This window comes from Thermaurantiacus sp., assembly GCF_053487655.1.
Genome location: NZ_JBRCLD010000005.1, coordinates 15,152 through 40,171, shown reverse-complemented (window position 1 = coordinate 40,171; position 25,020 = coordinate 15,152). Strand labels below are relative to the sequence as shown.

General features: G+C 65.1%; 29 protein-coding genes. 22 read left to right on the top strand and 7 right to left on the bottom strand.

Annotated elements, in window-relative coordinates; translation table 11 throughout:
* The 13 genes from trpS (at position 1) to ACWIQA_RS00525 (ending at position 10,077) form a co-directional block, all read left to right on the top strand.
* Positions 1–1,038, top strand: a complete 1,038-nt coding sequence (gene trpS, locus ACWIQA_RS00585) for a tryptophan--tRNA ligase (protein ID WP_448581121.1) — start codon at positions 1–3, stop codon at positions 1,036–1,038.
* Positions 1,035–1,958: a P1 family peptidase gene (locus tag ACWIQA_RS00580; protein ID WP_448581120.1), complete on the top strand. Its 924-nt coding sequence runs from the start codon at positions 1,035–1,037 to the stop codon at positions 1,956–1,958. The genes trpS and ACWIQA_RS00580 overlap by 4 nt, the downstream gene beginning before the upstream one ends.
* Positions 1,959–2,002: 44 nt before the next feature.
* Positions 2,003–2,557 carry a NifU family protein gene (locus tag ACWIQA_RS00575; protein WP_448581119.1) on the top strand — a complete coding sequence of 185 codons (555 nt, stop codon included), beginning with the start codon at positions 2,003–2,005 and terminating at the stop codon, positions 2,555–2,557.
* Complete coding sequence (locus tag ACWIQA_RS00570; RefSeq protein ID WP_448581118.1) at positions 2,557–3,159, top strand: malonic semialdehyde reductase; 603 nt, start codon at positions 2,557–2,559, stop codon at positions 3,157–3,159. Before ACWIQA_RS00575 ends, ACWIQA_RS00570 begins: the two co-directional genes overlap by 1 nt.
* The gene (gene tsaB, locus ACWIQA_RS00565) at positions 3,144–3,788 is read left to right on the top strand and encodes a tRNA (adenosine(37)-N6)-threonylcarbamoyltransferase complex dimerization subunit type 1 TsaB (RefSeq protein WP_448581117.1); all 645 of its coding nucleotides are present in this window, start codon (positions 3,144–3,146) and stop codon (positions 3,786–3,788) included. The genes ACWIQA_RS00570 and tsaB overlap by 16 nt, the downstream gene beginning before the upstream one ends.
* Positions 3,788–4,273, top strand: a complete 486-nt coding sequence (locus ACWIQA_RS00560) for a GNAT family N-acetyltransferase (protein ID WP_448581116.1) — start codon at positions 3,788–3,790, stop codon at positions 4,271–4,273. The genes tsaB and ACWIQA_RS00560 overlap by 1 nt, the downstream gene beginning before the upstream one ends.
* Before the next feature lie 172 nt (positions 4,274–4,445).
* A complete protein-coding gene (locus ACWIQA_RS00555; protein ID WP_448581115.1) occupies positions 4,446–4,865 on the top strand; it encodes a MucR family transcriptional regulator in 420 nt (139 codons plus the stop codon).
* 109 nt (positions 4,866–4,974) lie between these two features.
* The gene (locus tag ACWIQA_RS00550; protein WP_448581114.1) at positions 4,975–5,397 is read left to right on the top strand and encodes a Fur family transcriptional regulator; all 423 of its coding nucleotides are present in this window, start codon (positions 4,975–4,977) and stop codon (positions 5,395–5,397) included.
* A 58-nt stretch (positions 5,398–5,455) separates the two neighbouring features.
* Positions 5,456–6,328, top strand: a complete 873-nt coding sequence (locus ACWIQA_RS00545; RefSeq protein WP_448581113.1) for a lysophospholipid acyltransferase family protein — start codon at positions 5,456–5,458, stop codon at positions 6,326–6,328.
* Entirely contained in the window at positions 6,325–7,656 is a 1,332-nt protein-coding gene (gene miaB, locus ACWIQA_RS00540; protein ID WP_448581112.1) for a tRNA (N6-isopentenyl adenosine(37)-C2)-methylthiotransferase MiaB, read from the top strand. The genes ACWIQA_RS00545 and miaB overlap by 4 nt, the downstream gene beginning before the upstream one ends.
* A 32-nt stretch (positions 7,657–7,688) precedes the next feature.
* On the top strand, positions 7,689–8,663 hold the full coding sequence (locus tag ACWIQA_RS00535) for a PhoH family protein (protein WP_448581111.1): 975 nt from the start codon (positions 7,689–7,691) through the stop codon (positions 8,661–8,663).
* A 17-nt stretch (positions 8,664–8,680) separates the two neighbouring features.
* Positions 8,681–9,199, top strand: a complete 519-nt coding sequence (gene ybeY, locus ACWIQA_RS00530; protein WP_448581110.1) for an rRNA maturation RNase YbeY — start codon at positions 8,681–8,683, stop codon at positions 9,197–9,199.
* On the top strand, positions 9,199–10,077 hold the full coding sequence (locus ACWIQA_RS00525) for a hemolysin family protein (protein ID WP_448581109.1): 879 nt from the start codon (positions 9,199–9,201) through the stop codon (positions 10,075–10,077). Before ybeY ends, ACWIQA_RS00525 begins: the two co-directional genes overlap by 1 nt.
* 50 nt (positions 10,078–10,127) lie before the next feature.
* Here ACWIQA_RS00525 and pspF read toward each other — a convergent pair whose 3' ends face one another.
* Positions 10,128–11,153, bottom strand: a complete 1,026-nt coding sequence (gene pspF / locus ACWIQA_RS00520; RefSeq protein WP_448581108.1) for a phage shock protein operon transcriptional activator — start codon at positions 11,151–11,153, stop codon at positions 10,128–10,130.
* A gap of 391 nt (positions 11,154–11,544) precedes the next feature.
* Here pspF and pspA point away from each other — a divergent pair, with 391 nt between their 5' ends.
* From pspA to ACWIQA_RS00475, 9 genes are all read left to right on the top strand, one after another.
* Positions 11,545–12,219: a phage shock protein PspA gene (pspA, locus tag ACWIQA_RS00515; RefSeq protein WP_448581107.1), complete on the top strand. Its 675-nt coding sequence runs from the start codon at positions 11,545–11,547 to the stop codon at positions 12,217–12,219.
* Between the two features lie 3 nt (positions 12,220–12,222).
* Positions 12,223–12,498, top strand: a complete 276-nt coding sequence (gene pspB, locus ACWIQA_RS00510) for an envelope stress response membrane protein PspB (protein WP_448581106.1) — start codon at positions 12,223–12,225, stop codon at positions 12,496–12,498.
* A 1-nt stretch (position 12,499) separates the two neighbouring features.
* Complete coding sequence (gene pspC / locus ACWIQA_RS00505) at positions 12,500–12,889, top strand: envelope stress response membrane protein PspC (RefSeq protein WP_448581105.1); 390 nt, start codon at positions 12,500–12,502, stop codon at positions 12,887–12,889.
* Between the two features lie 35 nt (positions 12,890–12,924).
* Complete coding sequence (locus ACWIQA_RS00500) at positions 12,925–13,176, top strand: hypothetical protein (RefSeq protein WP_448581104.1); 252 nt, start codon at positions 12,925–12,927, stop codon at positions 13,174–13,176.
* A 128-nt stretch (positions 13,177–13,304) separates the two neighbouring features.
* Positions 13,305–13,598: a hypothetical protein gene (locus ACWIQA_RS00495; RefSeq protein ID WP_448581103.1), complete on the top strand. Its 294-nt coding sequence runs from the start codon at positions 13,305–13,307 to the stop codon at positions 13,596–13,598.
* A 41-nt stretch (positions 13,599–13,639) separates the two neighbouring features.
* A complete protein-coding gene (locus ACWIQA_RS00490) occupies positions 13,640–14,044 on the top strand; it encodes a SufE family protein (RefSeq protein ID WP_448581102.1) in 405 nt (134 codons plus the stop codon).
* Positions 14,041–14,484: a PaaI family thioesterase gene (locus ACWIQA_RS00485; RefSeq protein ID WP_448581101.1), complete on the top strand. Its 444-nt coding sequence runs from the start codon at positions 14,041–14,043 to the stop codon at positions 14,482–14,484. Before ACWIQA_RS00490 ends, ACWIQA_RS00485 begins: the two co-directional genes overlap by 4 nt.
* A 3-nt stretch (positions 14,485–14,487) precedes the next feature.
* Positions 14,488–14,874, top strand: coding sequence for a PaaI family thioesterase (locus ACWIQA_RS00480; protein WP_448581100.1), 387 nt, complete (start codon positions 14,488–14,490; stop codon positions 14,872–14,874).
* Between the two features lie 33 nt (positions 14,875–14,907).
* Positions 14,908–16,452, top strand: a complete 1,545-nt coding sequence (locus ACWIQA_RS00475) for a CYTH and CHAD domain-containing protein (protein WP_448581099.1) — start codon at positions 14,908–14,910, stop codon at positions 16,450–16,452.
* Here ACWIQA_RS00475 and ACWIQA_RS00470 read toward each other — a convergent pair.
* The 6 genes from ACWIQA_RS00470 to uvrC form a co-directional block, all read right to left on the bottom strand.
* Entirely contained in the window at positions 16,346–17,452 is a 1,107-nt protein-coding gene (locus ACWIQA_RS00470; protein ID WP_448581098.1) for a glycerophosphodiester phosphodiesterase, read from the bottom strand. The genes ACWIQA_RS00475 and ACWIQA_RS00470 overlap by 107 nt on opposite strands.
* Complete coding sequence (locus ACWIQA_RS00465) at positions 17,452–19,743, bottom strand: TonB-dependent receptor (RefSeq protein WP_448581097.1); 2,292 nt, start codon at positions 19,741–19,743, stop codon at positions 17,452–17,454. Before ACWIQA_RS00465 ends, ACWIQA_RS00470 begins: the two co-directional genes overlap by 1 nt.
* Positions 19,744–19,866: 123 nt before the next feature.
* Entirely contained in the window at positions 19,867–20,547 is a 681-nt protein-coding gene (locus ACWIQA_RS00460) for a glutathione S-transferase family protein (protein ID WP_448581096.1), read from the bottom strand.
* Between the two features lie 77 nt (positions 20,548–20,624).
* On the bottom strand, positions 20,625–21,233 hold the full coding sequence (locus ACWIQA_RS00455; RefSeq protein ID WP_448581095.1) for a PEPxxWA-CTERM sorting domain-containing protein: 609 nt from the start codon (positions 21,231–21,233) through the stop codon (positions 20,625–20,627).
* Between the two features lie 57 nt (positions 21,234–21,290).
* Positions 21,291–22,877, bottom strand: a complete 1,587-nt coding sequence (locus ACWIQA_RS00450) for an alkaline phosphatase PhoX (protein WP_448581094.1) — start codon at positions 22,875–22,877, stop codon at positions 21,291–21,293.
* 190 nt (positions 22,878–23,067) lie between these two features.
* On the bottom strand, positions 23,068–25,002 hold the full coding sequence (uvrC, locus tag ACWIQA_RS00445) for an excinuclease ABC subunit UvrC (protein WP_448581167.1): 1,935 nt from the start codon (positions 25,000–25,002) through the stop codon (positions 23,068–23,070).
* Positions 25,003–25,020 lie beyond the last annotated feature (18 nt).

Genomic DNA, 25,020 nt, shown 5'->3' with positions numbered 1-25,020 from the left:
ATGACGGCCCCGACAGCCCCTCTTGCCGGCAAGCGAATCGTCTCAGGGATCCAGCCCACGGGCCAGCTCCACCTTGGCAACTGGCTCGGCGCCATCCGGAACTGGGTTCGCATGCAGGACGCGCTCGGCCCGGATGACCAGGCCTTCTTCTTCATTGCCGACCTGCACGCCATCACGCTTGCCCAGGATCCCGCCGAGCTTCGCTGCTCCACCCGCGAGATTGCCGCTGCGCTGATGGCCGCCGGGATCGATCCTGCGCGTTCGGTCCTCTTCAACCAGGCCCAGGTTCCCGAACATGCAGAGCTTGCCTGGGTGCTTTCCTGCACGGCCCGCATGGGCTGGCTCAACCGCATGACCCAGTTCAAGGAAAAGTCGGGCAAGGACCGCGAGGGGGCCTCGGTCGGCCTGTTCACCTACCCCGTGCTCCAGGCCGCTGATGTCCTTGTCTACAAGGCCACCCATGTCCCCGTCGGCGAGGACCAGAAGCAGCATCTCGAACTCGCCCGCGACATCGCCATCAAGTTCAATACCGACCACGGAGTCGAGCTGCTCATTCCGCCCGATCCCATCATCCCGCCAGAAGCGCCGCGCATCCGCTCGCTTCGTGACGGCACGGCCAAGATGTCGAAGTCCGACCCTTCCGACCAGTCGCGCATCAACCTGACCGATACGGCCGACGCAATCCGCCAGAAGATCCGCCGCGCCAAGACGGACCCGGAGCCGCTGCCGGAGTCAGCCGAAGGGCTCGCTGGCCGGCCCGAAGCACAGAACCTGGTGCAAATCTTCGCTGCCCTGACAGGCAGGTCTGTCGATTCGATTTGCACCGAGTTCGCGGGCCAGGGCTTTGCCCGCTTCAAGCCTGCGCTGGCCGACCTTCTGGTCGCAAGCCTGGAGCCGATCTCCGCCCGTCTGCGCGCCCTTCTTGCCGAGCCGCAGGCAATCGATGCCGCGCTTGCGACGGGTGCTGCCCGGGCGCGCCAATTGGCCGCACAGACGGTTGCGCAAGTGCACGAGGCGGTCGGCTTCCTGAAGCCATGAGCGAGAGCACAGACTCCTGGCTTGCCGGCCTTGCCGTTGGCCACGCCCAGTGCGCGATGGTCCGCACTGGTGTGACCGTCATCCTTCCCGAGGCGCCGGCAGTGATGGCCGTTGATATCCGCGGCGGCGGCCCCGGCACGCGCGAGACCGACGCGCTTGCCCCCGAAAATCTCGTCGAGCGGGCCCACGCCATCGTTCTCGCCGGTGGCAGTGTCTTCGGCCTTGCTGCAGCAGATGAAGTGGCGCTTGCGCTCGCGCGAGCGGGCAGGGGCCTTGCCCTTGGCACCGGTGCGGCAGCGCTCCATGTTCCCATCGTGCCGGCGGCCATCCTGTTCGACCTTCTCAATGGCGGCGACAAGGGCTTCCTCCGCGCCAATGGCCCCGAGCCGCCCTATCGTCGCCTCGCCCGCGAGGCGCTCGCCGCAGCCGGCCCGGCACCCTTGACGGGCCAGGTCGGCGCGGCTTTCGGTGCCCGCGCCGGCAGCCGCGCTGGCGGCTTCGGCTGGGCCTCGGTACCCCTCGACGATGGCGGCCTCGTCCTCGCGCTCGTCGCCGTCAACTGCTTCGGCGAAGTCGAGCCTGGTGCGCCTCCCACATCGGGACCAGTGCCCATGCCCAAGCACCACCCCATGGCTGGGCTTGCGCCTTCTGATGCCCTCGCCAACACCACGCTTGCCGTCGTTGCAACGGATGCCCCGCTCACCCGCGCTGCGGCCCGCCGCCTTGCGCTCATGGCCCACGATGGTCTTGCGCGCGCAATCCGCCCCATCCATACGCCCTTCGATGGCGACACGGTGTTTGCGCTGTCGGTTGCCCCGCAAATGCCTGCTGCCGTCAGCCCCGTCCTCTTGGCCGAACTTGGCACACGCGCTGCCGATTGCCTTGCGCGTGCCATCCGCCGCGCTGTCCCTCACCCTTGAAGCGCAGGCCCTTCTCAGCCAAATGACCAGGGGAGAGGCGCGCCATGCTCATTGAGACCGAATCCACACCCAATCCTGCCACCCTCAAGTTCCTGCCCGGCCGGACTGTGGCTGGACCTGCGACCTATGATTTTGCCGATCCCGACGCTGCCGAAGCTTCCCCGCTTGCTCGCGCCCTGTTCGCGCTTGGTGATGTGGAGCGGGTCTTCTTCGGCCGGGATTTCGTGGCGGTCACGCTCGCCTCGGGCGGGGCGGACTGGGCCAGCCTCAAGCCCGACGTGCTCGCCATCATCGCCGACCATTTCGCAAGTGGCGCGCCGCTTGTCACCTCTGCCCTCACCGAGGCCGAGACCTTCGACAACCCCGAAGATGCCGAAATTGTCGCCCAGATCCGCGATCTCCTCGACACCCGAGTCCGCCCTGCGGTCGCCAGTGACGGCGGCGACATCATCTATCGCGGCTTTGATCGTGGCATCGTCTATCTCCACCTGCAGGGAAGCTGCGCTGGCTGCCCCTCGTCGACAGCAACGCTCAAGGGCGGGATCGAGAATCTGCTCCGCCACTATGTGCCCGAAGTGGTGGAAGTCCGCGCCATCTGATGGCCGATCCCCCACCCGCCGCTCTCGCCGGAGCTGCTCTCGACCAGCTGTTCCGGGAGGCCCGAACCCAGTATGACTGGGACTGTCGGCCACTGCCAGAAGGCACCATTGAAGCGCTCTACGATCTTCTGAAGCTCGGCCCCACGTCGGCCAATTGCTCGCCGGCCCGCTTCCTGTTCTGCGCCAGCGCGGAGGCCAGGGCGCGTCTTGCTGCCTGCGTTGCCGAAGGCAATCGTGCCAAGGTGCTGGCCGCCCCCGTCACCGTCATCATCGGCATGGACATGGCCTTTCCAGAACACCTTCCCTTCCTTTTCCCCCATGCGGATGCGAAAAGCTGGTTTGAAGGCAATGCCGCGCTCATCCGTGATACCGCCTTCCGCAATGCTTCGCTCCAGGGCGGCTATCTGATCCTTGCTGCGCGCGCGCTTGGCCTTGACTGCGGGCCGATGTCAGGTTTCGACAAGGCCGCCGTCGATGCCGCCTTCTGGGCCGGCACCTCGGTTGAGACCAACTTCCTCTGTTCCCTCGGCTATGGCACGGGGAAGAATGTCTTCCCGCGCGCGCCCCGCCTGCCGTTTGACGAGGCATGCCAGATCCTCTGACCGGGGAGGCTGACGCAAGCGCGCCTTCGCGCCGGACAACGCTTGCCGTTGCCACCGGTCACGCCCTGTCGCTGGCGCTGCTGCAAGGGCCAACGCTTTGCGCCTTCCACCACGAACCCATGGCCCGAGGCCATGCCGAAGCACTCATCCCGGTGCTTCGCACCCTCCTTGCCGGCCAGCCGCGCCCGGCCGAAATCCGAGTCGAAACCGGCCCTGGCAGCTTCACGGGATTGCGCGTGGGCATTGCCGCTGCGCGCGCACTTGCGCTCGCCTGGAATTGCCCTGTCCATGGGGTGACATCGATGCAGCTCGTCGCCGCCGCCGCCAAGGCCCGTGGCCATCAGGGCCCCCTCCTGGTCCTACTTGCGGCACCCCGGGGCCAGCTTTGGGTCCAGCCACTTGATGACTGCGATGCCCTCGCCCCGCCAGTCGCCCTTGATCCCGCCCAGGCCCGCGCGCGCATGTTGGCATGGAAGGGTGCGGCAACTGGCTCGGGCCTTACTCTGCTTGGCCTTCCGGCCCTGGAGCAGGAGCCAGATGCCCGCTTTGCCGGCATGGTCGCGCCTCCAAGGCTCGGCCCGCCACTCCCACTCTATATTCGGCCGCAGCCAGACCGGCAGGCTGCCTGATGGCAACGGCGCGTGACCAATCCTGGCAGCTGCTGCAGGGCTCCGCAGCCGATGCGACAGCCGTTGAGAAGCTCTCGGCGACTGCGTTTGATCCGGCCTTCCGCGAGGCGTGGAGCGCACAGCAGCTGGTGCGCGGCCTTGAAGATCCTGGCGCTTTCCTGCTGCTCGCCAGCACCATGGAGGGTGAACTTCTCGGCTTTGCCCTGACCCGCGCAACGGCCGGCGAGGCAGAACTCCTCTTGTGTGCCATCGCGCCCGGCTGGCGCCGCCGTGGGCTTGCCTCAGGTCTCGTGGCAGCCGCCATGGCCGAGGCCCGCAACCGCGGTGCCCGCCGGCTCTATCTCGAGGTGCGCGAGAACAATGTTGGGGCACGCAGTCTCTATGAAAGCCTCGGGTTTCGGCCGGTTGGGTCAAGGCCCGGCTATTACAAATCTGTAACTGGAGGTACTGCAACCGCGATTACCCTCAGTCGTTCGCTCGACTGACATCGACCGAACATTGCCCGAGATCAGGGTTTCGGTGTCTGCATCCAAGTTTCGGCTTGCATCTCTTCTCACATTTCGGGCATTAGGGAAGGGGGGGTCGCTGAATGGCATGTTGCCCAACGGTGCGTGCCCACCCCGGAGCGCATTCCGCGCCAAAATAGGAAAGCAACAAATGTCTGAGTCCATAGCTGAGAATGATCTGCTGGCGCTCACGTCCGACATCGTGTCGAGCCATGTCGCCAACAACAGTGTGGCGGTCGGCGATGTGCCGCAACTGATCCAGAGCGTCTATGCGGCACTTGCTGCTCTCGCCCGGCCGGAGGCCGCGCCTGCGCCCCGGCCCGAACCCGCCGTTCCAATCCGCTCCTCGGTCAAGCCCGATTACATCGTCTGCCTCGAGGACGGGAAGAAGCTGAAGATGCTGAAGCGGCACTTGATGACCGCCTATGGCATGACGCCCGAGCAGTATCGGGCCAAGTGGGGCCTGCCGGCAGACTATCCGATGGTCGCACCCAACTATGCCGAGGCCCGGCGTGCGCTTGCCAAGCAGATCGGGCTTGGCACGTCGCGGACCTCGCGGCGCAAGAAGTAGCCAAGGCAGCGCTGCCCGCTTTCAGCTGCGCCTTGCCGGTTTGGTGTGCAGCAGCTATCAAAAAGCCTGGCTCTGGTTGTTCCGGAGCCAGGCTTTATCGGGAACCGGCGTGCCAGGAACCATCGATATCGAGGCCTTGTGCCAGGCCAAGGGTCTTCGCATCACCGAGCAGCGTCGGGTCATTGCCCGCGTCTTGTCAGACGCAACTGACCATCCCGATGTCGAAGAACTGCATCGCCGCGCCTCGGCCATTGACAAGGGCATATCGATTGCGACTGTCTATCGCACAGTGCGCTTGTTTGAGGATGCTGGCATTCTTGAGCGGCATGATTTCCGCGATGGCCGCGCGCGCTATGAACCAACACCCGATGAGCATCACGACCATCTGATCGATATCGAATCGGGTGAGGTCATCGAATTCAGCGATCCGCGCATCGAGGCACTGCAGGCCGAGATCGCCGAACGACTCGGCTATCGCCTTGTCGATCACCGGCTAGAGCTCTACGGCGTGCGGCAAAAGGGGCAGGACTAAACTCGGCATGCCGCGCCGTGCTTTGCCGTTGCGCGCCCATGCGGGCGCTCGCGCGTCCTTGAATGCGCCGCACGCCACCGGGATGCGGGGCGAGCTCTTGGCGCCGGGGCGCAACCTGGTGCGCAGCAGCAGCCTGCGCCGGCCGCGCGCCTTTCGGCCAAGTGGACCAGTCACGTCGATGGCAAGTGCGATTGCCGCAACCGGCACGCTCGTTCCTGCCTTTGTTGCTTTGCGCACCCTTGCGCCTGCTGCCAGCGTCCGGATCCCCGAGCTCTACTGTGCCATTGTCGCCCGTGCTCTTGGTGTAGAGGTCAGGCTGCGTGGCGAGCTTGCCAAGGGCTCTGTCCTCTACGTTGCCAACCATCTGTCCTGGCTTGATATACTTGTGCTCGGTGCGCGCCTTGAAGGGGCCTTCGTGGCAAAACACGAAGTCCGCCAGATGGCGCTCGTCAACACGCTCGCCCGGCTGCGCGAGACCATCTTTGTCGAGCGCGAGCGGCGCAGCCGCGCTGCCTCCCAGGCAAGCGAGGTGGCAACCCGGCTGCAGCGCGGCGGCAATGTCATCCTGTTTCCCGAAGGCACCTCAAACGACGGGGTGCGCATCCTGCCCTTCAAGTCCACCCTGTTTGCAGGGCTCGACGCTGCGCCGGGAGCTCGGGTCCAGCCGTTGACGCTTGCCTACACGCAGTTGAACGGCCTGCCGCTGACGCGCAGCCGACTTCTGGAGCTTGCCTGGATTGGCGACATGGACCTTGCCCCCCATGCGCTTGACATGAGCCGGATCGGCCGGGTCCGGGCCGAAATCGTCTGTCATCCCCCAGTCAGGCCGTCTGATTTTGGCGACCGCAAGGCTCTTGCCCGCCACTGCCATCAGGCCATTGCGACCAGCTACCGCCGCCTTGTCCGCGGCGAGCGGGAGCTTCCGGCATGAGCCACCACAGCTTTACCATCCGCTCCTATGGCTGCCAGATGAATGTCTATGACAGCGAGCGGATGGCCGAGCTCTTGCAGGCCTGTGGCCTGGTCGAGGCTGCAGACAATGCCACAGCCGACATCGCGATCCTCAACACCTGCCACATTCGCGAGAAGGCAACCGAGAAGCTCTACTCCGACATCGGCCGGATCCGTGCTGCTGCCCGCGCCGAAGGCCGCCGCCCGACCGTCGTCGTCGCCGGCTGCGTTGCCCAGGCCGAAGGCGAGGAAATCCGCACACGCGCGCCTGTCGATGTCGTCGTCGGTCCGCAGGCCTACCACCGCCTGCCGCAGCTTCTTGCACAGGCGGCATCGGGCGACGGGCTGGTCCTTGATACCGACATGCCCGCGGTTGCGAAATTCGTCCATCTCCCGCCGCGGGAGGCGCGCCGGCGGGCCTCCGCCTTCCTCACCATCCAGGAAGGGTGCGACAAATTCTGCACCTTCTGTGTCGTCCCCTATACCCGCGGGGCTGAAGCATCGCGGCCGGCGGCCGACATCCTCGCCGAGGCAAGGAGGTTGCTCCAGGCTGGCGCCGTCGAGCTCACCCTTCTTGGACAGAATGTGAATGGCTGGGTTGAGCCCACGGATTCTTCACACGACTTCGCCTGGCTTTTGGAAGAGGTCGGGGCGCTTCCGGGCCTTCGTCGCCTCCGCTACACGACCAGCCACCCGCGCGATGTGAGTGATGCCATGATCAAGGCCCACGCGCGCGTCGAAGCGCTGATGCCCTTCGTCCATCTTCCAGTCCAGTCCGGCTCGGACCGGATCCTTGCTGCGATGAACCGCCGTCACACGCGCGCCCAATATCTCGATCTCGTCGCCCGGTTCCGCGCCGCCCGGCCCGATCTTGCCCTCTCTTCCGACTTCATCACCGGGTTTCCTGGCGAGACGGAGGCGGATTTTGCGGAGACCCTCGCCCTTGTCGAGGAGGTCGGCTTTGCCCAGGCCTACAGCTTCCGCTATTCGCCCCGGCCGGGAACGCCTGCTGCAGACCGGCGAGATCAAGTGCCAGCCGCGATCGGTGCCGAGCGTCTCGCCCGGCTGCAAGCGCTTCTTGCCAGCCAGCAGCTTGCCTTCAATCGCGCCCACCTCGGCACCGAGACGGATATTCTCGTGGAGAAGCCCGGCCGTCATCCCGGCCAGTGGATTGGCAAGTCGCCCTGGCTGCAGTCTGTCGTGGTCGAGGAGCCGGGGCTTGCGCCCGGCCGCCTCGTCCGGGTTGCCATCACTGCTGCCGGGCCCAACAGCCTTGCCGGCCGCCTTGTCGGCGCCCGCGCAGCGTGAAGAAGCCGCCTGGCAGGCCTGTTGCCCCGCCCATGCGCGAGCCCGCCCTGCCGCGCGCGCGCGTCGAGCTGGAATTCGAGCGCGCCAACTTGCTCGGCACCCTCTTCGGCCAGTTTGACCAGAACCTCATCACGATTGAGAACCGGCTTGGAGTCTATATTGCCGCCCGCGGCACCCGGGTTGCCGTCGAAGGCGAGCCAACTGCGATTGCGCGCGCCCGTGACGTCCTCTTGCTGCTCTATGGCCGGCTTGAACGCGGCCAGCCGCTCGAGCCAGCCGATGTCGAAGCTGCGATTGGTGCGACCGAGACTGCCGCACTCGATGGCTTGCTTCCCGGTCCCAGCGGCGAAACGCCAGCAATCCGCACTCGGCGCAAGACCATCTTTGCGCGCAATGCCGCCCAAGCCCGCTATATCGAAGCGCTCGCGGCCACGGACATCATCTTCGCCCTTGGTCCGGCTGGCACTGGCAAGACCTATCTCGCCGTCGCCCAGGCCGTCTCGCAGCTCATCTCCGGGTCGGTCGACCGGCTCATCCTCTCCCGCCCCGCGGTTGAGGCCGGTGAGCGGCTTGGCTTCCTTCCTGGCGACATGCGCGAGAAGGTTGATCCCTATCTGCGGCCACTCTATGATGCCCTTTACGACATGCTGCCGTCGGAGCAGGTCGAGCGTCGTATCGCTTCAGGCGAGATCGAGATTGCGCCGCTTGCCTTCATGCGTGGCCGGACGCTTTCGTCGGCCTTCATCATCCTTGATGAAGCCCAGAACACCACGCCCTTGCAGATGAAGATGTTCCTGACCCGCTTCGGCGAGGGCAGCCGCATGGTCATCTGCGGGGATCCGAACCAAGTCGATCTTCCCGAGCCCGAACGCAGCGGCCTTGCCGATGCCGTCCATCGGCTCGAGGCCATCAAGGGTATCGGCACCATCCGCTTTGGCGCACGCGACGTCGTCCGCCATCCGCTCGTTGGCCGTATCGTCGAGGCGTATGAGGGACCCCAGTCCTGAGTTTCATGTCCATCGCCATGCTTGAGGTCGCAGTCGAAGTCACGACCCCCGAGTGGGATGAGCGGATCGCCCCAGAGGCGCTTGCGCGCTGTGCCGTTGCAGCCGCGCTCGAAGGGGCTGGCGCAGCGCCGCTCATCACAGCCCCTGCACTCGACCTTGAAGTCTCGATTTTATTTACCGACGATGCCGAGCTCCAGCGCCTCAATCGCGACTATCGCGGCTGTGACCGGCCAACCAACATACTCTCCTTCCCCATGCTTGACACCCAGGGCCTTGCGGCCTTGCGCGCGCGCCCGGAAGGCGCCCATCTCTTGGGGGATCTCGCGCTCGGCCTTGAGACCATTGCAAGCGAGGCCGCCACGCAGCGCAAACCCTTCGCCGACCATGTGACCCACCTGCTGGTCCACGGCACGCTGCATCTTCTCGGCCACGACCATGCCGAGGATCATGCTGCGGAAGCGATGGAAGCTCTCGAATGCGCCATTCTTGCCAAACTGGGGATTGCAGATCCCTATCGTCGGGAGGCGGCCGGCTGATGGGAGACCCGTCGAGTCCGGCGCCGCCGCGGCTGTGGCAGGCACTTCGCGCGCTCCTGCCCCTTCGCACCCGTGAGGCAAGTCTTCGAGAAAGCCTCGAGGAAGCCATCGAGGAGCATGAGGAGGAACGGGCTGCGGCGGATGATCTCGACGCGGAAGAGCGCGAGATGCTGAAAAACATGCTCGATGCCGGTGACCGCACGGCAGCCGACATCGCCACACCCCGCGCCGACATCCAGGCGCTGCCCGAGGACTGCCCGTTCGCAGAAGCCGTCGCCTATCTCCGCGATTCGGGCCACAGCCGAATCCCGCTCTATCGCGGCTCACTCGACAATGTGTCGGGCATGATCCACATGAAGGACCTGTTCATGATCCTCGCTGGCGCTGGCACACCTCCGGAAACGGTTGCGCCCCTGTGCCGCCCGGTCCTGTTCGTGCCGCCGGGCAAGCCTGCCCTCGACTTGCTGACCGACATGCGCAAGTCGCGCACCCACTTGGCCATCGTCGTCGACGAATTCGGTGGCACCGACGGCCTCGTCACCATCGAGGACATCGTCGAGGAAATCGTCGGCGAGATCGAAGACGAGCATGACGAGGACGCAGCCGAGTTGCTGCGCGCGACGCCCGAAGGCTTCGAGGCCGATGCCCGCCTGCTGCTTGAGGAACTCGAGGCACGGCTTGCGGTCTCCTTCACCGACGCCGATCTGGCCGACGAAGTTGACACCTTGGGCGGCCTTGCCGTTCTCCTTGCCGGCAAGGTTCCAGCACCAGGCGAGACGATCACCCATCCCAATGGCTGGATGCTCGAGATCCGCGCTGGCGATGACCGGAAGCTCGAGCGGCTCCTGCTCCGCCCGCCGCCATCGGCAGAGCCATGACTCGTCTCCTGTGGGGATGCTGGCCAGGGCAGCCGAGCTCCTGCCGGCTGCTAGGCGGGCGCGTCAGCGGTCTCGCCGAGCATCCCGTGCCGGCGCAGGGCATGGCGCAGCTGGTCGTAGGAGAGGCCGAGAAGAACGGCTGCCCGCCGCTGGTTGTGCCGCGCCCGTTCCATCGCTGCGGCAAGCAGCCACCGCTCATGCTCGCGCACAGAGGCGCGGAAATCGGCCGGAAGCATCGGCGCCACAGGATCCGCAGCATCAGCGTTCGAGACCACAAGTCCGCCGGGCCCCTGCGGCCGCCACGGGCTTGCAAACGGGTCGATTGCGATTGCCCCCACCGGCCGGTTGGGGTCTCCTGAGCGATAGACCGACCGTTCGACGACATTGCGCAGCTCGCGCACATTGCCTGGCCAGTCATGGGCAAGCAGCGCATCCATCGCCTCTTTCGTGAAGCCGGGAAAGCCTTGCCAGCCCACTTCGCTTGCCATCCGCCGGCCGAAGAAGTCGGCGAGCAGCGGAATGTCCTCACGCCGGTGCCGCAACGGCGGCAAGGTGATCACTTCGAACGACAGCCGGTCAAGAAGGTCAGCACGGAACTGGCCGCGCGCGACGAGGGCCGGCAAATCCGCATTCGTCGCTGCCACGACCCGCACATCGACAGAAATGGCCCGGCTGCTCCCCAGCCGCACAAGCTCGCCATATTCGATCACGCGCAAAAGCCGCTCTTGCCCAGCTGCAGTCAGGGTTGCGATCTCGTCCAGGAACAGCGTGCCGCCATCCGCTTCCTCAAACCGGCCAGCTCGCGCACGACCGGCGCCAGTGAAAGCCCCCGCCTCATGGCCGAACAGTTCAGCATCAAGAAGCGATTCCGGGAGTGCAGCGCAATTGACGGCTACCAGCGGCTCCTCCCAGCGCGGCGACAGGCGATGCAGCCGCTCGGCGATCATCTCCTTGCCGGTGCCCCGCTCGCCCACCACCAGCACCGGCCGGTTGAGCGCTGCAACTGCGCTTGCCCGCTCGACCGCATCAAGAAAGGCCGAGGCCTGCCCGACAAGCTGGGTTGGTTTCGCGACCACATTCTGCCCCTAGCAGGCCTGGCAGATTTTGCCAACTCTTAGGAAAATCTTCGAAGCAGTCCCTCGATATCGCCAGGCAAGGGCTTGAATCGCCATCATGCGCCAATCTGGCACAGCATTTGCAAAGCGCCATTGGCATCCCATGACCAACGCTTCCTTTCCCCCCTCGCTTGCAAACGCGCCTGAGGCCCTGACTGGGCCGGAGGCAGGTGAAGCTGTGGGCGGTGTCTGCTGCCAGTCCTCGGAGCATGCTCCGTTGTGGATGCCGCCTCAAGCCCGGGCAGCGTCTAAGCCCCTCAGGGTGCGGAGACCTGCCGCCGCTGCCCGGGCCCCCTTTTCGTCCCTGCGCGAAGTGCGCACCTTCGTGCCAACCACCAAGGAGACCATTTCCATGGGCATCTTCTCCCGCGCCCGCGACATTATCCAGGCCAATGTGTCCGACTTGCTCGAGCGCGCCGAGGATCCGGCCAAGACCATCCGCCTTGCCATCATGGAGATGGAGGAAACGCTCGTTGAAGTCCGCGCTTCGGCTGCGCGCACCATCGCTGACCAGAAAGAGATGCGCCGCACCATCTTGAAGATCGAGCAGGCCCAGGAAGGCTGGGCAGAGAAAGCCGAGCTTGCGCTTTCCAAGGGTCGCGAGGATCTTGCAGCTGCAGCGCTTGCTGAAAAGCAGAAGGTCAAGGCGATCGCCGAGCAGATGCACGAGGAATTGGACCTGCTCACCAATCAGCTGGCTGGCTACGAGGATGATATTCTAAAGCTCGAGGCCAAGCTGCGCGAAGCGCGCGCTCGCCAGGCCTCGCTCCTTGCGCGGCTGGAGACGGCGCAGAAGCGCGCGCGGGTCCGTGCCATGACGCAGGGGCAGCGAGTCGAGGATGCCTTCTCCCGCTTCGAGATCCTCGAGCGGCGGGTCGACCTCGCGGAAGGCCGCGCCGAGAGCTATGATCTCGGCACGCCCCGCAAGTCGCTCGAAGAGGAGATCGCCGAGCTGCGTGCGTCAGATGCTGTCCGGGCCGAACTTGAAGCAATGAAGCGTCGCCTGACATCTGCAAAGGAGGGCTGAGCCTTGGAAGATTTCCTCATCCCGCTGATCGCCATCCTTGCCCTCTTCGTCGGGCTGCCATGGCTTGTCTTGCATTATATCACCAAGTGGAAGCAGGCCTCAACGCTCACGCTTGAAGACGAGAATCTGCTCGACGAGCTGCACGAGCTTGCCCGCAAGCTCGATGAGCGCGTGACGGTCATTGAGCGGATCCACGCTGCCGACCGCGCGCTCGAAGCGCCCGACGAGACCCCGCGCATTGCAGCCATCCGGCCCCGCGCGCTTGGAAAGGATGTCTGACATGGCTCGCCGCACTGGCTTTTATCTCGACAAGCGCAACGCGAAGTTCCTGGGCGTGTGTGCCGGCATTGCGGACTACACGGGCATTGACGTGCTCTGGATCCGAGTCGCCATGGTCTCTGGCACCTTGCTCGGCGCTGGCTTCCTGGTCCTCCTCTATCTTGTCATCGGCTTCATGGCGGAAGCGAAGCCCGCCGAGCTCTACGCTGGCGAAGTAAACCCCGAAGACCGCGCCTTCTGGCAGAAGACCCGCGTTGCCCCGGGCCGCAGCATCCGCGAAGTCCGCTCCTCCTTCCGCGACATCGACCGGCGGCTGCGCGATATCGAAGCCTCGGTCACTTCAAAGAACAACCGGCTTGCGCAAGAGATCGACGAGCTTCGCCACAGCTGAACCGCAGAATCACATGAACAAGAGGAACTGCCACCATGGTCCGCGAACTCGGGGTCTTGGTCCCCATCCTTGCCCTCATGATCCCGATCGTCGCCATCATCATGCGGTTTTGGAAAAGCGTGAAGATGCGTGAGCTCGATCTTCTCGAGAAATCCCGCACCACCCTGGATGGCGAGTCCCGCCAGCGCCTTGCGCGGCTTGAGGAACGAGTCCAGGTCCTCGAGCGGATTGTGACCGACCGCCAGCATGATCTGGCCGACGAAATCCGGCGCCTGGACGAAAGGTAAGCCGCCGAACTCTCAGCGATCAAGGAGCGGCTCGTCACCCTCGAGCGGATCGCAACCGACAGCGGCTTGCGGCTTGCGCGCGAAATCGACAAGCTCCGGCACTGAACCCTGCCACGGGGGAGACATCCGTGGACATCAACGTCTTCGGAGCCGTCATCATTGCGATTGCCTGGATGGTCTGGAACGTGATGAAGGGCAGCCGCTGGAACCGCGAGACCTGCCGCTGGGAGCGCCACTCGCCAGACAATCCTTACGTCAAGGCCGGGACTGCCATCGGCGAGGACTTGCGCGCCAGGAAGGAGCTGGAGGATCTCCGCCGGCGGGTGGCAACCCTCGAGCGTCTTGCCACCGACCCGACGACCAGACTCGATGCCGAGATTGCGAAGCTTAGCGACACCCCGGAGCGCCGCCCGGGGGCCTGACCCCTTCCCCCCGACTGCCGGGAGAGGCTAGGGCAGGCCGCATGTCCTTTGCCGACTTCGAAGCCGAGTGGGCCGCAGCGCTCGACACCGAAGACCGCTACCGGGCGCTGATCGCCTTTGGCGAAACGCTTCCGCCAATGGACCCGGCGCTCAAGACATCGGCGACCAAGGTGCCTGGCTGCTCCGCCAATGTCTGGGTCTATCCTCTTGCCGAAGGCGGCACCCTGCGCTTCCAGGCCGACAGCGATGCCGCGATCACCAAGGGGATCGTCGCCGTCATCGTCGCACTGGCCGACGGTCGCACGCCTCAAGATGTGCTCACGACCGACTTTGAGGGTGCCATCGCCCGCCTCGGGCTTCGCGCCCACCTCTCGTCCAACCGGACGCAGGGACTCCCCAACATGATCGCGCGCGTTCGCGAGGCTGCCACCCGGCTTGCTGCATGAGAAGCCCTGCTGAAGCAGCGGAGCGCCAGAAGGCCTTCATCGGCCGTTTCCTCGGCCATGTGCCCCACCTTGCCGCACTTGGGATCCGCTATCGCGCCCACGGGCCCGACTGGGCCGAGCTGGAGATGCCCTATGCCCCCCAGCTCGTCGCCTATCCGGAGTCGGGGGTCATCGCCTCGGGTGCCATCTTCTCGCTCATGGACACGGCCTCGGGCCTTGCAGTTGTCATGCGCATGGCCGAGCTCCAGCCCCATGCGACACTCGATTTGCGGTGCGATTATCTGCGCCCCGCCGAGCCAGGCAAGACGGTGGTCGGGCGCGCCGAGTGCTACAAGATGACTCGTCGCGTCGCCTTTGTCCGCGGCATCGCCCATGATGGCGACGAGGGCCATCCGGTTGCCCATGTTGCTGGCACCTTCATGCTGACGGCTGCCGCCTGAGCCATGCTGCCTGCGCTTCCCCCCTATGCCATCACACTTGGCCTCGTTGCCAATGCCGATGGCAGCTTCACCATGCCATTTGCGCCTTCGCTCATCGGCGCACCCGGCCGGCTCCACGGCGGTGCTCTTGCAGGCCTGCTTGAGCTTGCAGCGCTGCGCGCTGTCCTTGCCGCACTCGAGCTTGGTGCGACAGCGAAGCCCATCAATGTCACGGTCGATTATCTCCGCGAAGGCCGCATGGAAGATACGCATGCCAAGGCCACCATCACGCGCCTTGGGCGCCGGGTCGCCAATGTCCGTGCGGAGGCCTGGCAGGAAAGCCCGGACCGACTCGTCGTTGCTGCCCGCCTCAACATCCTGCTCGACCGCCCCCCGCCCCCCGGCAATTGAAGCCCGGCCTCTTGCTGCCTATGACCCCGGCGCATGAAAAGGGTCGAACTGGAATTGAAGGCGGGGCTTGCGCCTGCGGACTTTGCGCAGCTGTCGCGCCGGCTTGCGCGCACGCATGGCACATCTTCCCCGGCGATGCTGACAACCCGCTACCTCGACACTGCTGACGGCCGGCTTGCGCAGGCAGGTGTGGCGCTCCGGCTGCGGAGCATGGCGGGAACGCATCTCCTCTCCGTCAAATCGGCGCGCACCACAGTCGGCGGTTTCCAGCAGGCCCGCGAGATCGAAGTGCCACTCCCTGGGGCTCGAGTGGAGCTTGCAACACTGCCAGAGCGCGCGCTTGCTGCCGAACTCGCAGCCCTCTCCGGCTCGGCCGCGCTTGCACCCCGCTTCGAGACCCGGGTCCGACGCAAGCTTATCCGGATTGCCCGTCCCCATGGCATGGTCGACGTCGCGCTCGACCGCGGCCAAATCCGCGCTGGTGCAAGCTCTGAACCCGTTTGCGAAGCCGAGTTCGAACTCGCCGCCGGTTCGCCCGAGGCCATCTTCGAAGTGGCGGAATCGCTCCTGGCCAGGATTCCAGCCCGGCTTGATCTCCCAAGCAAGGCGGCACGGGGCGAAGCTCTTGCCAGACACGCTCCCCTGCTGCCCCCGCCGCTTGTCGACAAGCCCCTGGCGCCCGCGCGCGGCACGCCGGCGGCTGAGGCCTTCGAGAGCCGCCTTGCCCATCTTGCGCCTGTCATCGCTCGTACCGTCTTTGCAACGCTCACCGACGATGCTCCCGAAGGCCCACATCAGCTCCGGGTTGCGCTCCGCCGCCTGCGGGTGGCCCTTCGCCTGTTCCGCCCCATCCTCGCGCCTGAGGATGCCCGCGCGCTTGCTGCAACTGCGCGCACGCTTGGTCGCCTTGTCTCCCCCTTGCGCGATGCAGACGTGCTCGTGGGCGATCTTCTCCTTCCCTTGGCCACAAGCGAGGATCCGGAGCTCGCGCAAGCACTTGCGAGCTGGCATGGGCAAACCCGCGCGAATGTGCGCGCCCAACTCCGCGCGGCCGGCGCCACGGGCTTTGCCATCCGCTTGCTCCGGCTTGCCTCCCTCGGCGGCTGGCAGCGCCCGGGCGCACGTGCCCGCCTTGCCATGCCGTTTGAGACCGTACTCGCACCTGGGCTTGAGCGGCTGTGGAAGACCATCCGCCACCGCGGCCGCCGCCTCGCCGAGCTTGATCCAGAGACACGCCACGAGCTCAGGAAAGACCTGAAGAAACTCCGCTACGGGACGGAATATGCAGGGGAAAGGGAAGAGGCAAAGGCATTCCTTTCGGCCTTGAAGCGGCTTCAGGAGGATCTTGGTGCGATCAACGATCTCGCCGTTCTTGTCGGGTTCGCGCCCGAGCTGCCAGCCGAAGTGGCCGCGCGATTTGCAGCGCTTGCCGAGCGCTTGCACAAGCGCGACAAGGCCCGTGCGGACACTCTCATGGGCCGCGCCTGCCGCCACTGGAGGGCGCTCGCTTCGACCGAGCCCTGGTGGCGGCATGCAGCGACTCCAGCGCCTCCCGCGCTGGCGGCACCGAGTCCGTAAAGAGCCCGTCGATCCCAGCAGCCAGAAACACGCGGATCTCGCCTGCCAAATCGCCGCGCGCCGCCGGTTGACCGGCGCCCTTCAATCCTTCGGGGAGAAAAAAGTTCTCCGGCCGGAAGGTCCAGACGTGGAGGCGCAGCCCCGCCTTGCGGGCGCGGGCGGCAAGATTGGTCGGCGCTTGCAGCCGGCCGTCAGCGCCGCGTGGCACGACAAGCGGTTTCTCCACGCCGATCGCGTCGGCATAGGTCGAGATTGTCCGAAGCCCGGAGTCGGTCAGCATGTCGGCATAGGTCGTGCCGGGCCGGTCAGCTGGGCCTCCGGCCGAGGCGATGAGCTGCACCAGCGGCAGTCGAGTCTTTTCCCTCAGGGCCTGAAGATTTCCCACTTCGAAGCTCTGGATGAACACGCGCGCAGCCGAGAAACCATGGCGCTTGAGCACGGCAAGGAGCGCATCCTCCATCGGCAGCCCGAGGCTCCGGAAATAGGACGGATGCTTGGTTTCAGGATAGACTCCAACCGCCCGCGGTGCCGCCTTAGCGAGTGCGACCACTTCATCAAAGGTCGGGATGGTCTCGGTGCCATCGAACGCCTGGTTTGCTGGCCGCAGCTGCGGCAAGCGCTCGCGCGCACGCAGAGTCTTGAGCTCGGCAAGCGTGAAATCCTCGGTGAACCAGCCAGTGACCGGCTTGCCGTCGATAACCTTGGTCGCCTTGCGCGCTGCGAACTCCGGCCGGTCGGCGACATCGGTCGTCTCGGAAATCTCGTTCTCGTGCCGGGCAACCAGCACGCCGTCCTTCGTCATCACGAGATCGGGCTCGATGAAATCCGCGCCTTGTTCAATGGCAAGTCGATAGGCAGCGAGCGTGTGCTCGGGCCGTTCGGCCGAGGCACCGCGATGGGCAATGACAAGCGGCGCATCGGGTTGGGGAAGGGCAGGCTGGGCGTTCGCCATGGCTCCTTGTGCCAGCAGCAGCACGAGGAAGCGAGGCACGGGTGCCATCAGGGAAAGCGCTTGCGCACGGTCAGGAACCACTGGCGCGGCGCGCCAGCAAGAAGCGTCTGGTTGTCGCCACTGTTCCCGAAGCCGTTGGAGCCGATGGTCGCCACATACTCCTCGTCGAACAGGTTGGTGACCGAAACCTGCGCTTCAAAGCCGGAAAAAGGTCCGGCCTGGGCTCCAAAGCGATAGCCGGCTGTTGCATCGACAAGAACCCGCCCCGGGACCGACTGGTCGTTGGTGAAGGTGAAGAAGCGCCGGGAAGCATAGTTGAGACCGACTTGGCCGAACAGTCCTTCGGCGGCATCCCATGCCATATCGACCTTGAACAGATGCTTGGGCGTGTCGACGGTCTGCTTGCCCTCGATCCGCGCCAGCACCACGCCGGCGGCGTTCACCACATCATCCTCGTATGTCGAGCGGTTGAAGCTGTAGCTGCCAGCAATGCTCAGGTCGCCGATGGGCTGCCAGACAGCACCCGTCTCGAACCCGACCGAGCGGACTGCACCCACATTCTGCAACACCACGGGGTTGCCGACGATCCCGGCGCCAGTCGTAATCCCGAGCAGCCGGTCGCGGAACTTGACGTGGTAGAGCGCAAGCACGCCCTGCAACTCGCCAAAGCCGAAGCGCCAGCCGCCCTCGAGCGTCTTTGACGTCTCAGGGGCGAGCGTATCCCGGATTGCATCGAACCCGGCCTGGGTGGTTGCAAAAGGCGACACACCGGTCGCCGCAGACGTGAAGGCCCTGCGGTTCTCCGTGTAGCTCAAGAACAGTTCCTGCCGCTCCCCGGCCCGGAACAGGAGGCCTGCCTGCGGCATGAACCAGTCCGCACTCTCGATGTCCCCTTCAGCTGGCGACGTTCCTGGCACCAGCCGGCGGGCGCTGTTCTCTACGCGGTTGCCCTTGAACCCGAGGTTGAGCACGAGCGACTCGCTCACTTCGATCCGGTCCTGGAGATAGGCTTGGATGGTCCGGGTGTTGAAGTCGAACCGCCACTGGGTGAAGAAGGGGTCGCGCTTGAACTTGAGACTCTGCCGCGACGGGCGGTCAGCCGTGTTGGCAAGGCCGTAGAAACGCCGCGCCTGAATGAAATCATTGTCTTCAAACCAGAGCCCGAAGGCGATGTCGTGGCGGCCAAGGTCGAGGCCAGTGTCAACCAGAAGCCCGCCGCGCTGGATGTCATATTCGGTGGTCCTGACCGAGATCGGTGCGCCACCTGGCGTGCGGCGGTACGGCGTGTACCAGATGCCTTGGCCATCGTTCTGGTGCCAGTAGGGTGTGAGTTTCAGGGTAAGCGGGTCCGCCGCGAAGGCAAGGGTGGCCCCCGCGAGCCAATCCCGCCGCAGTCCGGAGGCATCATAATAGGCATCATCGACCGATGTGATCGGCGCGGGATAGACTGTCCCGGCGGCCGGGTTCGAAGGCCCGCCACCAACATCACCCCGGTTCTGGGCAATCTGTGCAACGAGCACTGCAAGCGGCCAGTCAGGCGCGAAATTGTCCCACTTGTAGCCAAGCCGCCGGATCATCTCGAGCGAGAGATCCTGATAGTCATTCTCACGGCGGTCCGAGAAGTTGAGAAATCCGGAAGCGACCAGTCGCTCACCAACATTGGCAGCCAGGCGGAGATTGGCCTGGTGATGGCGCTGGGCGCCATCGCCTTTCCACTTGCCGGCATCGAGCAATGCGTAGGAGAGCGAGGCGGCAACTGGCCCGATCCGGCCGGTTTCGGCGCGGGCGAACAGGCGAAGCGTGTTGGAAGCGCCGTAGGTCGCGTTGGCGTCGAGCATCGCTGACTCGGCGGGGCTGCGCGAGAGAAACTCGATGGTGCCGCCAAGGTTTGACGTGCTCGCCGTAGCAAGCGCGCCTGCCCCCTGGGAAACGCGTGTGACAGCGATGTTGTCGGAGATGATCGCCCGGCTGATGTGGAGGCCATTGGTATTGCCATAGCTCATGTCGCCGAGCGGAATTCCATCAAGGGTGAAGCCGAGCTGGTTCTGGTTGAAGCCGCGCAGAGTGATCCGGGTCGACCATTCATAGGCACCGAACGGGTCGGCGGAATGGAAATTCACACCCGGCAGCCGGTCGATCGCCTTGAAGGGGGAGGAGCCTGGAACCTCGAGCCGCAGCGCCTCCTGCCCCACTTCGGTGACTTGCCGCACCTGGCCAATCCCGAAGACGAGGATTTCCTCTGTCTCCGGACCAGGCTCGGCAATGGCAGCAGGGGGCTGCTGGGCCGCAACCGACCCTGCCGCGCACAGAAGGCCGAAGGCAGAATAACGAAGCCGCATGGATGATGCCCCCTTTTGGAATCGGAACCCTGTCCCTTGCGCTGCTGCCAACGACTTGTGACACGCCCATGATTGAATTGTGAAACGGTGCTGACAGGAAGCCGGGCGCCCGGGGGCAAGGGCTCAGCTGCGGCCGGTCTCGACCATCGATTGTGCGGCCTTGCTGAAGGCTTCGGCGGCCTTCGCATCCATCACGTCTGGCATGGGCGCCGGCACGGCAAGTCCGCGCACCACCGCGGGCCGCGCCTTGATGGCCTCGTGCCAGCGGCGCATGTGGGCATAGGGTTCCGGATCCACGCCTGACCAGCGCGCCGTTCGGGTCCAGCACCAGGTCGCAATATCGGCAATCGAATAGTCGCCGGCCAGATATTCGTTCCTTTCGAGCTGCCGATCGAGCACGCCGAACAGCCGCCGGACCTCGCCTTGATAGCGATCGATTGCCGGCTTTATCTTTTCAGGAAAGTAGCGGAAGAAGACATTGGCTTGGCCCATCATCGGCCCGATGCCGCCCATCTGGAACATGAGCCACTGGACGACGCGGCTGCGGCCCTTGGAGTCGGTCGGGCACAGCATTCCCGTCTTCTCCGCAAGATAAAGGAGGATGGCGCCGCTCTCAAAGACGGCAAAGCCATCGTCCTCGATGGCCGGGATCCGCCCATTGGGGCAGATCTTCAGGAACCATTCCGCCTTCTGCTCGCCTTTCAGGAGATCAAGTGCTCGCACCTCATAGGCAAGCCCCATTTCCTCGAGCGCAACCGAGACTTTGTGGCCATTGGGGGTGGCGGCGGTATAGAGCGTGATCACGGGCGACTCCGGCGTTTGCCTGCCGCCTCTAGCGCAACTGGTCGAGGCCGCCACCCTTGGCGCGTGGGCCTTGGGCTTCAGGCGGGAAGAGTGTGAGTCTTGCGCCGCATGGCAAGTCCCATGACGCCAAAGCCCAGAACCAGCGTGGCCCAGGTGCTGGGCTCGGGCACGGCGCTGGGCCCCAGCACCAGCTGGAACCGGTCCCCTGCGTCAAGCGTTCCCGGTGCGATGAGAAAATCGGTCCCGCCGCCGAAGACATTGCCGAGCAGCAAGCCGACACCCTCGCCGGCTGGCCGGAACAGGATCCGCAGCGAGGAAGCCCCGGCGCTGCCGCCGACCACCGGGCTCGAGAAGAAAGCCGAGACGTCGCCGATGACCGCAAAAGTCGGCCCGCCAAGAAGCGTCACATCAAGTGCACCCAGGGTCTGCCCAAGGGTGACGCCAGTGAACACCTCGAGCAGGCTGTTGAAGTGGATCCCGCCCTCGTCACCGGCTTCGAGCGCAAGATCAACCGTGATGGGCGAAAACGCATTCAAGGTGAAATCGACCTGGAGCCGCCCCGGACCAGTTGCAAAGACGGTGCCAGCATTGCCTCCGGGAGCCATGATCCCAGTGACATGCACGGCAGCTGCAGGCGCAGCCGCCGTCAGGGCAGCGACGGCGAGAAGGGCAGGAAGTTTCCGCATGTTCGATCCCCTTGTTGAACAGGCGGGGCAGCGCCCTGCCGCCCCGCCCGCTGTGGTTTAGAGGTTGCCAAGACCCCAGGGCCCGGTGATCGCGAACGTGATGCCGGGCGTGTAATTGTTCACATAGAGCACGCGGCCCGTCGGGTCGAAAGTCGCGCCTGCGAATTCGGCCCCGCGATAGTCGCCAGGAGCGAACTGGCCCGTACGGCCGATCGCAGCGATGTCGGAAGCTGTGAAGAGGACGTTCGACTTGGCGAAGATGTAGGCCAAGCCCTGGGCATTATAGCCCATCAGCCGCTGGCCCGGGCCAAAGGCATCAACCACCGCCGAGCCATCGTCGCAAGTCAGGACTCCGCCGCGCGGGCTGATCGTCACATTGTCGATATTGTTGCCGGCAATCCGCGCCGCACCTGCATAGACGAGGGTGAGCGTGCCACGATCCGGATTGCTCCGGCTCGGCGCATAGCGCCAGATGCAGCCGAGGCCCCGGCCGGCCCGGCGGCTGCCGCCGGCCTCGTAGCCAAAGCTCGTGTCCGCAATGAAGAAGGACTGGGTGCGGTTGTCCCACCAGATGCCTTCGCCCCGGCTCATCCGGAGCGCACCCGCCTCGCGCGCCTGGCGGAACGGGCCCGAGACATTGCGGGTGCCGGTATCCGGATTGTCAGGGCCGACTTCCGTGTAGTTCACCGGGCTGGCATCCGGGTCGGGGATGTCAACCCACTCGATCGGGAGTGTCTGGCCCACCCGCTGCACTTGGCTCGGCCGGATTCCCTCGAGCGCGAGCAGGTTGGCGCGGTCAACGCCCACCACCTTGGCGGCCTGGAGGCGCCCGCCGGCCAAGAGGGCGCCGTAGCGGCGCGAGCGGTCATTGGGGAGAAAGCGGTAGAAGCCGGCTTCGTTGCGGACATCCTCGGTCTCATAGATGTAGCCAGTTACCGGATCGAAGGCGATTGCCTCGTGGGCGAAGCGGCCCATGTCGCGGATGGGCTCGGCAATTGTCTGCAGCGGGTCGGCTGCAACATCGAACACATAGCCATGGCGCTTGCCGCCCGATGATCCCAGATCGACTTCGGTTTCCTCGCAGGTCAGCCAGCTGCCCCAGGGTGTCGCACCGCCTGCGCAGTTCACGAGCGTTCCGCCAATATTGGCCTTGTGCTCGACCAGCTGGCCATTGCGCACCCGAAGCACCGTGCAGCCGCCTGCCGGCCGCCCCATCGGGGTCGTCACGCGGTCATAGACGGCACCGGCATTGCCAGGCACGGACAGCAGGGAGCCAGCGCCGAGCTCATGGTTGCGGATGAGAAGATGCTCAACCGTCCGGCCAGACGCAACCGTTGCCACGACCGCCATTCCGTCATGGCTGGCCGGGACACGCTGGCCATCGTCCATCAGGTCCCCGCGGAAGGAGAAGCTTGTATAGCTGAACCCTCTTGGAAGCTGGAGCAGGAAGAGGCCCGTTGTCAGGCATTTGACTGGCGCAATCGGCCCATAGGGGCTTGCGGCTGGCGCCGTCTGTTCGCCAAGCCCAGTGGTTGTGGCATGGGCTTCATTCGCCAGAAAAGCAGAGAAGGGCCCAGCCATTGCGGCAGTGACTGCACTTCCCTTCAAGAGACCCCGGCGATTGAGCGCTATCATGGCGTTCATCTGGCAACCTCCCAACTGAGAATGGCCGGCGATCCCGGCCTTTCGACCCGCACCGGACTAGGGAGGTCACGTGACAGCGGCACGAAGCTCAGGTGACGATCTGGTGAACACAGCAGAATACCGGGAATAGGCGCGCATCGGCCATGCCGGGCACTTCAGCGCCAGGCATGCAACTAGTAATCGTTCTCATTTATTCATCCAGCCGTCCCGGGTTCGTCGGGTGAAAATGGGCCCAGACGGCTTGCGCTGTTGCGCGGTTGATGCCGGGGGCATTGAGGAGGTCTTCGAGGCTTGCTCCCTTGACTGCCCGCGTGGTCCCGAAATGCATGAGAAGCGCCTTTTTCCGTGCCGGCCCAACGCCTGGCACTTCGTCAAGCGTGGAGACCGTCATCGCCCTTGCCCGTTTGGCGCGATGGGCTCCGATTGCGAAGCGATGCGCTTCGTCGCGCAGCCGCTGGAGGTAGAACAGCAAGGGATCATTGGGTGGCAGGGTCAGTTCGCGCCCGTCGGCCAAATGGAACACCTCCCGCCCGGCATTGCGGTCTGGCCCCTTGGCAATGCCCACCACGGGCACATTCTCAACACCGAGTTCGCCAAGCACGGCCACTGCCGCCGAAACTTGCCCCTTGCCGCCATCCACAAGCAGGAGATCAGGCCAGTCTGCGCCAGCGCCGTCCGGATCCTCCTCCAGTGTCCGCCGAAACCGCCGCCCAAGCATGGCCCGCATCATGGCGAAATCATCTCCGGCCGGGACTTCGCCCGGCTTCATGTTGAACTTGCGGTAGCCTCCCTTCACAAATCCCTCCGGGCCCGCCACCACCATTGCGCCAAGTGCGTTCGTCCCCATCACATGGCTGTTGTCGTAGATTTCAATGCGCTGCGGCGGCGCTGGAAGCGCGAACAGCTCCGCAAGTCGGGCGAGGTTGGTGACAGCTGTGCTGCGCTCAGCCAGCCGCCGGGCGACTGCATCCTCAGCGTTGCGGCGCGCTTGGTTGACGAGCGCCTTGAGCCGCCCGCGCCTCGGCGCTGCCAGAACCACCCGCTGTCCAGCGCGGGCCGAAAGGGCGTCCGCCAGTACATCGGCATCAGCGAGCGTTCGGTCAAGCAGGATCCGCCGCGGTGGAACAAGCTCGCCATAGAATTGGCCAAGAAAGGCGGAAAGCACTTCCTCCTCCGCCACGTCGCTCGCCTGCGCGGGAAACACTGCACGATGACCCCAGTTCTGCCCGCTGCGGATGAAAAACACCTGGACGCTTGTCACGCCCCGGTCGCGCGCGAGCGCGATCACATCGGCATCAAGCCGTGAGTCCCCAGCATGAATCGCCTGGCTGCCCTGGACATAGGTGAGCGCCTTCAGCCGGTCGCGATAGACGGCAGCGCGCTCATAGTCCCTGATGGCTGCTGCTCTCTGCATTGCAGCGCCAAGCCGGGCCTGCACTTCGGCCGAGCGGCCGGAAAGAAACGCCTTTGCATCTGCGACAAGAGAAGCATAGCTCGCCTTGTCGATCCGTCCAACACAGGGAGCCGAGCAGCGGCGGATCTGGTAGAGAAGGCAGGGCCGGCTGCGGTTGGCCATGAAGCTGTCAGTACAGCTTCTGAGCAGGAAGACCTTCTGGAGCGCGTTCAGCGTTGCGTTGACTGCGCCCGCACCAGCAAATGGCCCAAAATAAAGGACACCCTCTTGGCGCGCACCCCGATGCTTTGCCAGCCGCGGGAAATCATGCGCCTGGTTCAATGCAATGAAGGGGAAGCTCTTGTCATCGCGCAGCAGCACATTGAAGGGGGGCCGGTGCCGCTTGATGAGCTGGCTTTCGAGAAGCAGCGCTTCCGCTTCGGATGCTGTCGTCACCACCACCAGGCCCCGGGTGAGCGCGACCATCCGTTTCAGGCGCTGCGGCAGACGCTCCACCTGCGCATAGGTTGCAACGCGGCTGCGGAGGGCGCGGGCCTTGCCGATGTAGAGGATGTCGCCATTGGCATCGACCATCCGGTAGACTCCTGGCTCGCGGCCGAGCGTTCTGACCGTATCCCGGATGGCAGCCACACCCGCCTCGAGATCAGGCTCCCCCCGCGCCAACATTGCCGTCTGGGCGGCCTCAGCAAAGCGGTCGGAGCTGGCGAGCATATCGGGCACGGGCCTTCA

Coding starts and splice junctions, on each gene's coding strand:
- ACWIQA_RS00575 (WP_448581119.1), top strand. CDS start 2,003: ATGCTCATTGAGACCGAATCCACACCCAATCCTGCCACCCTCAAGTTC.
- ACWIQA_RS00525 (WP_448581109.1), top strand. CDS start 9,199: ATGGGAGACCCGTCGAGTCCGGCGCCGCCGCGGCTGTGGCAGGCACTT.
- ACWIQA_RS00450 (WP_448581094.1), bottom strand. CDS start 22,877: ATGAACGCCATGATAGCGCTCAATCGCCGGGGTCTCTTGAAGGGAAGT.
- ACWIQA_RS00465 (WP_448581097.1), bottom strand. CDS start 19,743: ATGCGGCTTCGTTATTCTGCCTTCGGCCTTCTGTGCGCGGCAGGGTCG.
- ACWIQA_RS00480 (WP_448581100.1), top strand. CDS start 14,488: ATGCTGCCTGCGCTTCCCCCCTATGCCATCACACTTGGCCTCGTTGCC.
- ACWIQA_RS00470 (WP_448581098.1), bottom strand. CDS start 17,452: ATGGCACCCGTGCCTCGCTTCCTCGTGCTGCTGCTGGCACAAGGAGCC.
- pspA (WP_448581107.1), top strand. CDS start 11,545: ATGGGCATCTTCTCCCGCGCCCGCGACATTATCCAGGCCAATGTGTCC.
- ACWIQA_RS00560 (WP_448581116.1), top strand. CDS start 3,788: ATGGCAACGGCGCGTGACCAATCCTGGCAGCTGCTGCAGGGCTCCGCA.
- ACWIQA_RS00580 (WP_448581120.1), top strand. CDS start 1,035: ATGAGCGAGAGCACAGACTCCTGGCTTGCCGGCCTTGCCGTTGGCCAC.
- ACWIQA_RS00485 (WP_448581101.1), top strand. CDS start 14,041: ATGAGAAGCCCTGCTGAAGCAGCGGAGCGCCAGAAGGCCTTCATCGGC.
- tsaB (WP_448581117.1), top strand. CDS start 3,144: ATGCCAGATCCTCTGACCGGGGAGGCTGACGCAAGCGCGCCTTCGCGC.
- ACWIQA_RS00475 (WP_448581099.1), top strand. CDS start 14,908: ATGAAAAGGGTCGAACTGGAATTGAAGGCGGGGCTTGCGCCTGCGGAC.
- uvrC (WP_448581167.1), bottom strand. CDS start 25,002: ATGCTCGCCAGCTCCGACCGCTTTGCTGAGGCCGCCCAGACGGCAATG.
- ACWIQA_RS00500 (WP_448581104.1), top strand. CDS start 12,925: ATGGTCCGCGAACTCGGGGTCTTGGTCCCCATCCTTGCCCTCATGATC.
- miaB (WP_448581112.1), top strand. CDS start 6,325: ATGAGCCACCACAGCTTTACCATCCGCTCCTATGGCTGCCAGATGAAT.
- ACWIQA_RS00455 (WP_448581095.1), bottom strand. CDS start 21,233: ATGCGGAAACTTCCTGCCCTTCTCGCCGTCGCTGCCCTGACGGCGGCT.
- trpS (WP_448581121.1), top strand. CDS start 1: ATGACGGCCCCGACAGCCCCTCTTGCCGGCAAGCGAATCGTCTCAGGG.
- ACWIQA_RS00535 (WP_448581111.1), top strand. CDS start 7,689: ATGCGCGAGCCCGCCCTGCCGCGCGCGCGCGTCGAGCTGGAATTCGAG.
- ACWIQA_RS00555 (WP_448581115.1), top strand. CDS start 4,446: ATGTCTGAGTCCATAGCTGAGAATGATCTGCTGGCGCTCACGTCCGAC.
- pspC (WP_448581105.1), top strand. CDS start 12,500: ATGGCTCGCCGCACTGGCTTTTATCTCGACAAGCGCAACGCGAAGTTC.
- ybeY (WP_448581110.1), top strand. CDS start 8,681: ATGCTTGAGGTCGCAGTCGAAGTCACGACCCCCGAGTGGGATGAGCGG.
- ACWIQA_RS00570 (WP_448581118.1), top strand. CDS start 2,557: ATGGCCGATCCCCCACCCGCCGCTCTCGCCGGAGCTGCTCTCGACCAG.
- ACWIQA_RS00490 (WP_448581102.1), top strand. CDS start 13,640: ATGTCCTTTGCCGACTTCGAAGCCGAGTGGGCCGCAGCGCTCGACACC.